General features: G+C 32.4%; 7 protein-coding genes. 2 read left to right on the top strand and 5 right to left on the bottom strand.

What is annotated here, in order from left to right; all coding sequences use genetic code 11:
• Positions 1-41 precede the first annotated feature (41 nt).
• Entirely contained in the window at positions 42-3050 is a 3009-nt protein-coding gene (locus tag FQU21_RS09420) for a DNA polymerase III subunit alpha (protein ID WP_147677750.1), read from the top strand.
• Positions 3047-4264 (top strand): DNA polymerase IV, encoded by a 1218-nt coding sequence (gene dinB, locus FQU21_RS09415; protein ID WP_147677749.1) that lies wholly within the window; start codon positions 3047-3049, stop codon positions 4262-4264. Before FQU21_RS09420 ends, dinB begins: the two co-directional genes overlap by 4 nt.
• A gap of 52 nt (positions 4265-4316) precedes the next feature.
• Here dinB and FQU21_RS09410 read toward each other — a convergent pair whose 3' ends face one another.
• The 5 genes from FQU21_RS09410 to FQU21_RS09390 form a co-directional block, all read right to left on the bottom strand.
• Entirely contained in the window at positions 4317-8765 is a 4449-nt protein-coding gene (locus tag FQU21_RS09410) for a chemotaxis protein CheB (RefSeq protein ID WP_147677748.1), read from the bottom strand.
• 455 nt (positions 8766-9220) lie between these two features.
• The gene (locus tag FQU21_RS09405; protein WP_147677747.1) at positions 9221-9925 is read right to left on the bottom strand and encodes a YiaD family glycine zipper/OmpA-like lipoprotein; all 705 of its coding nucleotides are present in this window, start codon (positions 9923-9925) and stop codon (positions 9221-9223) included.
• 9 nt (positions 9926-9934) lie between these two features.
• Positions 9935-10408, bottom strand: a complete 474-nt coding sequence (locus tag FQU21_RS09400) for a lipocalin family protein (RefSeq protein ID WP_147677746.1) — start codon at positions 10406-10408, stop codon at positions 9935-9937.
• A gap of 469 nt (positions 10409-10877) precedes the next feature.
• Positions 10878-11396, bottom strand: a complete 519-nt coding sequence (locus FQU21_RS09395; RefSeq protein ID WP_147677745.1) for a ferritin — start codon at positions 11394-11396, stop codon at positions 10878-10880.
• A gap of 68 nt (positions 11397-11464) precedes the next feature.
• A complete protein-coding gene (locus FQU21_RS09390) occupies positions 11465-12922 on the bottom strand; it encodes a hypothetical protein (RefSeq protein WP_147677744.1) in 1458 nt (485 codons plus the stop codon).
• Between the last annotated feature and the right edge of the window lies 1 nt (position 12923).

Below are 12923 nucleotides of genomic sequence, written 5' to 3'. Positions count from 1 at the left end.
AGCAACAATTACTTTTAAATGTAGCTAATTTTGTAAAACTTATGTATTTAAATTGTCATTCATATTTCAGCCTACGTTACGGAACGATAAGTCCCGAAAAACTGCTTGCCATATCTTCGGAACATGGCTTTAAAACCATGGCATTAACCGACATTAATAATACATCGGCTTGTTTAGATTTTGTTCGATTATCTAAAAAATATAAAATAAAACCCGTTTTAGGTGTCGATTTTAGAAACGGTGCACAACAGCAATTTATAATGCTCGCTAAAAACAATAACGGCTTTCATAATATAAATAGCTATTTATCCACCTTTTTGCACGACACCAAATTAATAATCCCGAAGAAAGCAGATATTTTAGAAGACACCTATGTTATTTATCCGTATAAACACGGCAAAAATTTCAACTTAAAACCCCATGAATATTTAGGTATAAAACCTAAAGATTTAAATACATTCAAATTCTCTAAATGGCATAAAAACAGAGATAAGTTAGTGATTTTACAATCGGTTTCTTTCGAAAGTAAAAAAGGGTTCAACATTCACCGATTACTGCGAGCTATCGATAACAATACGCTGTTAAGTAAATTACCCAAAAGCGAAGAAGGGCAAGAAACCGACGTTATACTTTCAGCTAAAAAGCTAAGTGAAATTTATAATGAATTCCCCGAAATTATTGAAAACACAAAGGTACTTTTAAACCAATGTACTGTAAATTTTGATTTTTCGGGCGATGTACCAAACAATCAAAAATCGTACACAAAAAGTGAAGATTTAGATTTTAAACTCTTAAAAAAACTCACTTATGATGGTTTAGACTACCGCTACCCAAAACCAGATGCGGTAATTTTTAATCGCATAGAAAAGGAGCTCGGTATTATTAAAGAGAAAAACTTTGTGTCCTATTTTTTAATGAATTGGAAAATTTTAAAATATGCCCGAAGCAAAAATTATTATTACGTAGGCAGAGGAAGTGGCGCCAACAGTATTGTAGCGTATTTGCTGCGTATTACCGATGTGGACCCTATAGAACTCGATTTATATTTTGAACGTTTTATAAATCTCTACAGAAAAAACCCGCCAGATTTTGATATCGATTTTTCATGGACCGATCGGGATGACATCACAGAATTTATCTTTAAAACTTTTAAAAACACGGCGCTTTTAGCGGTTTATAACACCTTTAAATTTAAAGCATCGGTACGCGAATTGGGTAAAGTTTTCGGGTTGCCAAAATCGGAAATAGACACGCTAAGTAAAGGGCATTACAACATTAAAACTTTAGATAAATTATCAAAACTAGTCCTTATTTACAGTGAATACCTTCAAGGATTTCCTAATTATTTAGGGATTCATGCTAGCGGTATTATCATTTCAGAAAAGCCTATTCATTATTACACGGCAACGTTTTTTCCGCCGAAAGGCTTTGCTACCACACATTTTGATATGGTAGTTGCTGAAGATATCGGATTATATAAATTTGATATTTTAAGTCAGCGTGGTTTAGGTAAAATTAAAGATACCGTAGCTATTGTAAAATACAATCACCCCGAAAAACCACCTATTGACATCCATGATATTAAACGTTTTAAAACCGACGAAAACATAAAACACATATTACGAAACGCACAGGCTATTGGTTGTTTTTACGTAGAATCGCCTGCCATGCGCATGCTGTTAAAAAAACTACAAGTAGATAATTATTTAGGTTTGGTGGCAGCTAGTTCTATAATTCGTCCGGGTGTTGCAAAATCGGGTATGATGCGTGAATACATTTTACGCTATCGCCATCCCGAACGCCGGAAAACAGCGCATCCGGTATTGCTTAATATTATGCCCGAAACCTACGGTGTCATGGTGTACCAAGAAGATGTTATTAAAGTAGCTCATTTTTTTGGCGGTTTAACGTTAGCCGAAGCCGATAAATTACGTCGTGGTATGTCGGGTAAATTTAGATCGAGAGACGAGTTTTTATCCGTAAAACAAGGCTTCTTTAATAATTGTAAAGCAAAAGGAGAACCACAAGCTGTAGTTGAAGACATCTGGAAACAAATTGAGAGTTTTGCGGGCTATGCTTTTGCAAAAGGACACTCGGCATCCTATGCGGTAGAAAGCTATCAAAGTCTTTTTCTAAAAGCTTATTTTCCGTTGGAATATATGGTGGCAACCATTAATAATTTTGGTGGTTTTTACAGTACCGAACTCTACGTTCACGAAGCCCGAATGCACGGTGGTATTATTGAAGCGCCGTGTATTAACACTAGTTTCAATGACACTATTATTAAAGGAAAAACAATTTATTTAGGATTTATGTTTCTGCATGGTTTAGAGGTTAAAACCATTAATAAAATACTCTCGGAACGCGAAAATAATGGCCCATTTAAACGTTTGGATGACTTTATTGAACGCGTATCAATATCCGTAGAGCAAACAGCACTTCTTATTAAAATAAATGCCTTTCGGTTTACAGGAATTAATAAGCGTGAATTACTTTGGGAAGCCCATTTAAAAACTAGTAAAACCGTAATTCAAGACCATGTTATCAATTTATTTGAAACCAAACGCATAGATTATAAAACTCCAGAATTACCAAGCTCAACACTAGAAGATGCCTTTGATGCTTTAGAACTTTTAGGATTTCCTTTATGCAACCCATTTTATTTATTGGATCAAACTGCTGTGCAACCGTTGCGTGCCCAGCAACTTTCACAATTTAAAAATCGTATTATTTCTATCGAAGGCTATTTGGTTACCACAAAAAACACACGAACATCCAACGGTAATTACATGCATTTTGGAACCTTTTTAGATTACGATGGGCATTTTATAGATACCGTTCATTTTCCGCCAATAGCAAGTAAATATCCTTTTAGAGGAAAAGGGATTTACACGATTACCGGGAAAGTCATCGAGGAATTCGATTGCATAACTATCGAGGTAATCGCCATGGAAAAACTTGCCATAGTGCAAGATCCACGCTATAGCGATCCCTCACCAAAATTTATTACCAAAAATAAAAAAACACCTACAAACCCACATTTAAAATGAATAAAAACCGCTCCATTGTCCACATGGATTTAGACACTTTTTTTGTGTCTTGCGAACGCCTACTCGACAGCCGATTAATTGGAAAACCGGTGCTTATTGGCGGCACATCCAGTCGGGGCGTAGTCGCATCCTGTAGTTATGAAGCACGAAAATTTGGCATCCATTCTGCTATGCCTATGCGTTTAGCAAAATCTCTTTGTCCCGAAGCCGTTATTTTACGCGGAAATGCGGGTATTTACAGTAATTTCTCTAAAGATGTTACCGATGTTATAAAAGATAGCGTTCCGCTTTATGAAAAATCGTCCATCGATGAGTTTTATATCGATTTAACCGGAATGGATAAGTTTTTTGGTTGCCACAAATTAGCTTCGGAATTGCGACAACGTATTATGAAGGAAACCGGACTCCCTATTTCTTTTGGGCTATCCATTAATAAAACAGTCTCTAAAATAGCCACGGGAGAAGCCAAGCCCAACAATGAAATTAAAATTGTATCGGGTACCGAAAAACCATTTTTAGCCCCACTTTCCGTTCGAAAAATCCCTATGGTTGGCGAAGTTACTTATAAATCCCTTTGCGATTTAGGCGTAAAACGTATTAAAACCGTGCAAGATATGCCTATGGATTTAATGCATAAAGTCCTCGGGAAAAACGGTTTAAGCATTTGGAAAAAAGCGAATGGTATCGACCTCAGCCCCGTGGTGCAATACCAGGAACGGAAATCCATTTCTACAGAGCGTACTTTTAATAAAGACACTACCGATGTTTTAAAACTAAAAGGCATTATTATTGCGATGACCGAAAATTTGGCTTATCAATTACGCCGAGGCAATAAGCTAACGGCTTGCATCACGTTTAAAATTAGATATTCCGATTTTCAAACCTACACCCAACAACAGCGTATTCCGTATAGCGCTATGGATCATAGTATTATTCCTGTGGTTTTAGATTTGTATAAAAAACTGTATAACCGTAGATTATTAGTGCGGTTAATTGGCGTAAAATTTAGTCATTTAGTTGAAGGCGGCTATCAAATTAATCTGTTTGAAGACAATGAAAAACAACTGCAGTTAACCCAAGCTATCGATACTATGCGCCAACGCTACGGCGATCGTGCCGTAATAAGCGCTGCTGGTATGGGTGCTAAAAGCATTAGCCGATGGAATCCATTTAATGGCGAACCACCTCCGCTTTTACCAAATAGACGTCGGTAAAACCTGAAAGGCCATTATATTTTAAAAATGTCTATTCTTTTTTCACTGAACCTTAAACACTTACAACTAACCATTTATGCAACATATTAAACAATTCTTCTTTTACAACTGGTTTTGATAAAAAGCCAACACAGCCTTTTTTAAAGCATTTTTCTTTTTCATCATGCATTACGTATGCTGTTTGCATTATAATTTTAGCATCTGGATTTAAATTTAAAATTTTATCCAATGCCACTATCCCACTCATTTCTGGCATTCGTATATCTAATAAAACCAAATCAATATTTGCTGTTTCTTTATAAATACGTACAGCTTCTGTTCCTGTGTTTGCAAATAATATATTTACACCTTTTCCTTTTAATACAATTTTAAAAAGCAACCGAATTAAGGCATCATCTTCAGCAATTAAAATGGTTTTCCCTTTAAGAAAATCAAAATTTTCAACATCTTCTTTTTTCTCTTCTATATAATTAAGTTTTTCTAATTTTAGTGGTATAGTAAACTCAAACAATGCCCCCTCATTAAACTCTGAACTCACCATAATATGACCTCCTAGTAAAGTAACAATACCTTTACAAATTGAAAGTCCTAAGCCTGTGCCTCCATATTTTGTACTACTCTCGTAATTTACTTGCTTAAAACGTTCAAATATTTCATGTTGCTTACTTCTTTCTATTCCAATACCCTGATCTTTCACAAAGAATTTTAAATAATCGGTTTCTACTTCAAAACCAAAAAATATTTCTCCTTCTTCAGAAAATTTTAAAGCATTATTTAAGAGGTTTGAAATAACCTGTTCGAGCCTTCGTTTATCGGTAAGAATTACTAAATCTTGATATGAATTAGGGATTTCAGTTTTAAATAAAATATTTTGCTTTTGTTCTGCTATTTTTAATTGATTGTATGTAATTTCTAGATTCTTAATTAAATCCGGAATATGACACGGTTTTTCAATAATTTTAATTTCGTTCGATTCTATTTTAGCAACATCAATAATATCATCAATTAAATTTAAAAGCTGTTTTGAATTACTATCTATAATTTCTAGATATTTAATACGCTCATCCCTTGTTAAATCATCTCTTTTCAATAATTCAGAAAACCCTAAAACCCCACTCATAGGCGTTCTAATTTCATGGCTCATATTGGCTAGAAAATAATTTTTATGAATATTGGCATATTCAGCCAACTTTCTCGCTTTTATCAACTCGATTTCATTATGCTTTTGTTGTGTTATATCTTGTGCTGCACCACGCAAAGCAATAATATTATTTTCCTTATCTTTTACCGCTTCGCCTTGAGCCCACATCCACCCTTTATCTTCTTCATTATTGCGCATTTGCAATTCTAATTGATAAGGTTCTCCTGTAAGTTTAGTATTTTCAATCGCTAAAATTAATCGTTCCCAACTTTCTTGAGTAAATAAATTATGATGTTCTGAGAAAACAGGCACAGGTTTGTTTGGATCTAAATTATACATTTTAAACAACTCTGCGGTCCATGTTACTTGTTCTGTTTCTAAATCAAAATACCAGCTACCTATATGGGTTATTTCCTGAACCCTATTTAGTTCTTTATCACTTTTTCTAAGCGCTTCTTCTTTATTGTGTAACTCTGTAATATCTGTAAAAGTTGCGGCAAACTCACCTTTTGTTGGTGAAAATAGATGTAAATAAAAATGTTTACCATCTCGTGTTTGGTAATCTTCAATAAATTGCTCTTCTCCCGTTAAAGCCGTTTTTCCAAAGGTTGGAATCCATACCGAAGGATCGTCTTTCAAATACTCTAAAACATCTTTAAGTTTTTGACCTTTTAACACACTTGCATCGACCCCAGCAAGTTCTTCGTATTTTGGGTTGACATCCAAATACTCCCAACCAATAGGTTCGTCTTTAAAATTTGTTATAATTTTTGCATGTAAAAAGCCTTCATTTAAGTTTTCAAAAAGCCTATGATATCTTAAATCTGTAACGGCTAATTCTTCTTCAATTTCTTTAAGTTTATTTATATTATCTAGAGTAATTACCACCCCATTTATCGCTTTATTTGCTGTAATAAAAGGACTAATTCTTTTTAAATAATAATTATCATTTACATCTTTTACTTGCTTTTCTATTACAATAAGTTTTTCTAAAACCTGTTTAGAATCTTCAATAATTGAAGCTCTAGTTTCTTCATTAAAATTTGAAGTAAAGGTAGAAAGCGGCCTACCATAATCTAATTCGGTTAAATTAAAGACTTCGGTAAGACCAGGTGTAAATTTTCGAATGCGTAAATCTGTATCCAAAAATAATGTGGCAATATCTGTATTATCAAGCAAGTTTGTAACATCGTTACTAAGGTTAGTTAGTTCTTTGTTTTTTTCTTGCATTTCTGTATTTACCGTATACAGCTCTTCGTTTACAGACTGTAACTCTTCATTTGTACTTTGTAACTCTTCATTGGATGCCATTAACTCTTCGTTGGACGACTGTAATTCTTCATTACTTGTTTCCAGCTCTTCTATAGCATTTTGTAATTCTGTTTTTACAACTTTTAATTCGTTTTCTAAATCTTCTAATCGTTGGTTTGAAACATCATTAATATTAATAGTTTCAATTTCTAAAGGCTCGTACTTACTTATTTCTTTATCGTTACTAAATTCTATTAAATAGCAATCGCTACTGCTATCATCGATAACAGCTTTATGAAAATTTAGATCGAAAGAAAAATGCTGATCCTCCTTTCTATTTACAACGCCCTTAATGACAATATCTTGTTTTTCACTTTCAAGACGCCTAACACCACTTCTAATAATAGAGGCAATATCTGGATTTACTGTTTTTAATAAATTATTTTGAAAAACACCTTCGGTGTGTGTTAATCGCTTTCCGGCATCGCCTTTTATAAAAAGAATATTAAAATTTTTATCAATAAAGATAGATGCTGGACTAAACTTTTTACTTAAATATTTATGATAAATTAACTCTGGACTATCTTTAGACTTATACTGTGGCGAATGATGAGGTAGCTCCATTGAGGGGTATTTATACGCAATAGTGGAAATACGCTCTCCGTCGTTTGTATGACTTGGAATATGCTTAGATTTAGACATATTTTGGAATATTTTCCACTTTACATCAATAGATTTAAAACACTCTGAAACCTCTCCTAAAGATTCACTATTTCCTAAAAACAAATAAGCAAATTGATTTAACGCAAATTGAAAGTTAAACATCACTTTCTTTTGAATTTTATTGTCGAAATAAATCAATAAATTTCGACATGAAATTAAATCCATCCTTATAAAAGGCGGGTCTTTAATTAAATTATGATTTGAAAACACAATTTTTTCACGAATCCGTTTTATAATTTGAAATTTATCGCCACTTTTTACAAAGTATCGATCTAAGTATGATTTTTCTATTTCGTTTATAATATTAACATGATACATACCAAGCCCAGCAATAGCAAGTGCTTTAGAATCTATATCGGTTGCAAATATTTTAAAATCTAAATTAAGTTGATGTGTACGAATATAATCGTCAATTAAAATAGCTAAAGTATATACTTCCTCTCCTGTAGAACAACCAGCTACCCAAACACGTATTGTTTCATTACTGGTTTTCCTTTTACATATATCTGGTATAACTTCTTTTTTCAACGCTTTAAAAGCATCACTATCTCTAAAAAATCGTGTTACGCCTATTAAAAAATCTTCTTTCAAAGCCTGCTGCTCTGCTATATTGCTAGCTAAATATGTTGAATAATCGAACAGATGTTCAATATTATTAATATTCATCCGCTTTTCTAGCCTACGCAACAGTGTGTTTTTTTTATATTCCCTAAAATCGATACCGGAGTACTTATAAATTACTGTAAGAATATCATAAATTAGAGATTCATTTGATGAGTTCTCTTGAAGTTGCTCCGTTAACAATGGTCTATTTATAGGTTTTTTATAAAAAATTTCTGCAATTTTTTTCGGACTTAAAATATAATCTACTATGTTCGTAGAAATGGCCGAATTAGGCATGCCGTCAAATTGTGCCGTAATGGGGTCTTGTACAATTACAGTCCCGCCTTCTTCTTTAATGGTTTTTATTCCCCGCGAACCGTCGGAACCTGTTCCCGACAAAATAACCCCAACAGATTTATCTTGGAACTCTTCACCCAAAGTATGAAAAAAGATATCTATAGGAAGGTTTAAGTTATGTTTAGGGCCCTTATCCAACAAATATAATTCCGAACCTTTTACATGTAAGTTTTTACTTCTTTGATTTAAATAAATGCAATTAGGCTTAATGGTTTGCTTATCCTCGGCTGTAAAAATAGGCATACTAGTATGCTTACTTAACAACTCGGGCATTAAACTCTTAAAATCTGGAGAAAGATGCTGAATAATAATAAAAGCCATCCCGGTATTATTAGGAACGCTATCAAACAGTGTTTGTATCGCATCTAACCCTCCTGCGGAGGCCCCAATACCCACAACGTAAAAATCGGATTTTTTATTTTTCATACCTTCCAAATCTAAATTTGCATCCTAAGATACAGTTTTTTACTTTTTATTTTTTTTGTGAAAACATCAAACCTGAAAGAACCAATTCAAAAAAAATCATAACACACTATATTCTAAATACATACACTGTTATTATTTTTGTTTTATTTTTTTTATTAAATAATTTAGGGCATCAACATGCTAGATAAGCCCCTTAAAAACGATGTATTTTCTTATTTTATATGGTAATATCAGCTTAACTATAACAAGGCAAAATCATTAAGAAAAACCTCTCAAACCCCGAGTATTTATAGTGTTTTTTATACATTTTAAAACCTACGTAATTTTATACAAAAAATAGACTCTAATTTTTTTAATACGTCCTTTGAATTAAAAAAAACTAACTCAATTATACAGACAAAAAAAAAGCTATCCCGAAAAGAATAGCCTCTAAATTAATTGTTAAAAAATCCCGCTTATTGTCCAGCTTCAGTTTTAGCATCTTCAATCATTTTTTCGTTTGGAAGAATAGCAATATTTACTCTTCTATTTTTAGCACGACCTTCTGCTGTAGCATTATCATGCGTTGGCTGGGTTTCACCATACCAATTAGTTGTAAAACGCCCTGCACTTAATCCTTTTCCTAAAAAATAATTAGTAACAGCCTCTGCTCTATTTTTAGATAAGGTTAAATTAGAAGCTTCGCTCCCAACACTATCGGTATGCCCAACAACTAAAACATTGGTATCTGGATATTCTTGAAAAACAGCAACTAATTTATTTAAAGTTTCTTGCGACGCTGCATTTATATTATACTTTGCCGTATTGAAATACACACCACTATTTTCATCGAAAGTTACCACAATACCATCGTCCACACGTTCTACGGTTGCACCAGGAATTTCGTTTTCAATTTGTTGCGCTTGCTTATCCATTTTATTTCCAATAAGCACACCAGCACCACCACCAATAACACCACCAATAACAGCTCCTAATTCGCCATTACCGCCTTTACCAACGTTATTACCAATAATAGCACCCAAAATACCACCAGCAGCAGCACCTATAACCCCACCTTTTTGCTTGTTATTTGCGTTCTGAACCGATGCACAGCTTGTTACATTTACAGTAAGCATTACTGCTAAAAGGATTAATCCTACTTTGTTTAATATTGTTTTCATAATTAATTTTTAGTTTTTAATAAAATTCATTGAAATGGTAAATGGTTTCCCCTCTACACTAACGGTTTGTTGCCATTGCATACTATAGTTATCTAAATGCACCAATTGCATTCTGTAACCGTAATTGGTTGGAGATTTTCCTTTTTCGTCGGTTGGTTTTAACAGAAAATCGTACAAATCTGTTGTTGGATCTACTTCTTGAATTGTGAAGATAAAATTACGCGCACCAACACTACACTCTGTATTGTTAATGGTATAAATTCCTGTGTTATTATTAGGAATAAATTGCCAATCACTACCTTCAAAACACATTTTTGATGCATCACCAAGTAACGAGACGTTATAAGTTCCTTTTTCACTATAAGAAATAGTACTTAAGGTCCAGTTTCCTTTCATTACTTTTTTTGAAGTACGTACCACTTTTGAAGCTCCGCATGAAACCAATGCCAAGGCTAAAATTAATAAAATTGCTGTTTTTTTCATTTACATGGGATAATTAAATTAATATTCGAGTTTAAAAAATTATAGCTTCTATATCCATTTTCTTTACATAAAAAATGTTATTGTATACGCAAGTTAAGACCCCTATTTGATACAAATAGTCACTTTAAATTATTTTTTTAACGCTATCGAAAAATTATGCTTAACAACTACAAGATACGGAAGATTCTTTGTTAAGTCTATTTTTAATTTTGAAAGAAATTAGGCTACTTTTTTAAGTAAATCGAAACAAGGGCATTTTTTACAACGCTTGTTTTCCCCTTTTTTAAATTTTTTACAGCAGCTACTTTTTACTTTATCAGGAAGGTTTATCCCCGATTTACGTAACATTTTAATTGCCTTTTTTTGTTTTTTCTTGCCCAAAATAGAATATGAAATTTAATAGACCTCAAATTTATCTTGGACAAAAATAACTATTTTTATTAAATCTAAATAAAATTACTTGTTAAAATTACTGCAACCCTTCTGCAGATGCTGACGTTACAGTCAGGTTTTGGATATCTCTATCAAAAAGATACAGTCCACCTTTATCATCACCAATCAAGTTTATTTTATCTAAAATGGTGCGTGCTACCGCTTCTTCTTCTATTTGCTCGGCCACATACCACTGTAAAAAGTTATGTGTTGCATAATCTTTCTCCTCTAAACTAATATGTACTAATTCATTGATACTTGAAGAAACAAATACTTCGTGCTCGAATAACATTTCAAACATTTCTTTAAAGGATGTAAACGTCACATTAGGTGCTGCTAATTCTGAAATTTTAGCATGCCCACCACGCTCGTTTACAAATTTCACAAGCTTTAACATGTGCTCACGCTCTTCGTCCGACTGTGCATACATAAAACTTGCCACACCTTCCAAACCTTTAACCTCGGCCCAACACGCCATAGCTAAATAGATTTGAGAAGACTCTGCTTCTATTTTTATTTGATTATTTAATGCGTTTTCTATCGCTTTTGATAACATAGTTTTTTTGGTTTTTAGTAAAGTTAAGAAATTCTTTTAAAGTCTTTAAAATAAATTTTAAATCGACCTTAGAACCTTACAAGTTTATAATTTTCATTTTTTAAGTCATAATACCCAAAGAGTAGCTTATTATTATGAAAAAAGACATCTTCTGCCGAAACATATTTAAGACTATCACTATATAGCTTTATTTTTTCGAAAACATTTTCATTTACATCTCCCTTTACATAATTGAAATCTAAATCTAATTTTGTTTTAAAATAGGTCGATTTGGTCGTTGTATACGAATTGAAACTCGAAAAAACAGGATTATACATAACAACAGGCACATTGTTAGGTAAAGTGATTGTTGTAGATGTAGTCATCGGCATCATCATACCACCTCCTTGCCACACCTCTTTTACTCCACCAATAATAAAGTGATAAAAATTATCTTTTTTATAACCAGAAACACCTAATTTTCCTGATGAAATTTTCCGAAGAAATTTAGATGTTTCTTCAAATTCACGTGTCGTTACAAAAGGCAAAGCGGTTTTCCCATCTTGAATTATAGCCGAATTTTTAATATTTATCGGCGTCTCTTTATTGAAGTAATAAGATCTTAATACATCACCATCAAGAGACGTAGCAAGTAAAGCCATTTCTTTATTAGAACTTGCTATTTGAAATAATACGTTGTCTAAAAAATAAGAATTTTGTTTTTTAAAATCCTGTAATTTCCCTTTAGGGTATGGAAATTCTTTTCTTTCAATTGAAAAATCGGACAAATTAATAATATACATCAATGTCGATTCTGTTTTATTATCAAAGGTTAGATATAAATTACCACCTTGCTTGTATATTTTATTGTCTTTAGAAACCTGCTCGATAGCATTAGGTATTCTATTATCAATTTTAAATATATTACTCGCTTCTTTTTCTGCGAATATACCCGTCCAATTTTCTAGATAAGAATACTTATTTAAGTTTAATTTTTGTTTCTTATCTAAATCTAAAACCTGCTTATTAACAACTTCTAAACTAAAATCATCATTAAGTTTTTTAATACTAATTTCCTGATCTCCGGTAGCTGTTAAAACGTATAAGTTATTATTATCGCTTACTGTTATAAGATAAGTATCATCATTAAACACAAAATCTAACTCCTGAACACGTGTTGTTTTAGAGCCGAAATTAAAAGTAATAATGCAAAATTTAGTGTAATTAGAATTAGAGTATAATAAACTATATTCTTCTCCGCTAATTTTATTTCCTAACAACACATTATACTTCTTCTTTTTTGAAGATATGTATTGAAAATTAGATTTAACTTTAAAATTATTGTCAAATAAATACGCTTGAATATTCTTTTTCTCTCTAATGAAAATTGCTAAATCATTATTTAGACTATTCGAAATGGAATAAGTGTATTTTTGAAGGCGCTTAGATTCTTGTTCAGATTTTAGCTCCAAAACAATATCCTGACTTAGTAGTTTACTAAGGCAACAAAATAAAGATATAATAGAAAAAAAGATCTTTTTATTCATG

This window comes from Algibacter pacificus, from assembly GCF_008033385.1.
Classification (GTDB): Bacteria; Bacteroidota; Bacteroidia; order Flavobacteriales; family Flavobacteriaceae; genus Algibacter; species Algibacter pacificus.
This window is presented reverse-complemented; position numbering and strand designations above follow the sequence as displayed.

Bases quoted from the DNA above. Each gene is read 5' to 3' on its own strand.
- FQU21_RS09420 (WP_147677750.1), top strand. From the start codon at position 42: ATGTATTTAAATTGTCATTCATATTTCAGCCTACGTTACGGAACGATA.
- dinB (WP_147677749.1), top strand. From the start codon at position 3,047: ATGAATAAAAACCGCTCCATTGTCCACATGGATTTAGACACTTTTTTT.
- FQU21_RS09410 (WP_147677748.1), bottom strand. From the start codon at position 8,765: ATGAAAAATAAAAAATCCGATTTTTACGTTGTGGGTATTGGGGCCTCC.
- FQU21_RS09405 (WP_147677747.1), bottom strand. From the start codon at position 9,925: ATGAAAACAATATTAAACAAAGTAGGATTAATCCTTTTAGCAGTAATG.
- FQU21_RS09400 (WP_147677746.1), bottom strand. From the start codon at position 10,408: ATGAAAAAAACAGCAATTTTATTAATTTTAGCCTTGGCATTGGTTTCA.
- FQU21_RS09395 (WP_147677745.1), bottom strand. From the start codon at position 11,396: ATGTTATCAAAAGCGATAGAAAACGCATTAAATAATCAAATAAAAATA.
- FQU21_RS09390 (WP_147677744.1), bottom strand. From the start codon at position 12,922: ATGAATAAAAAGATCTTTTTTTCTATTATATCTTTATTTTGTTGCCTT.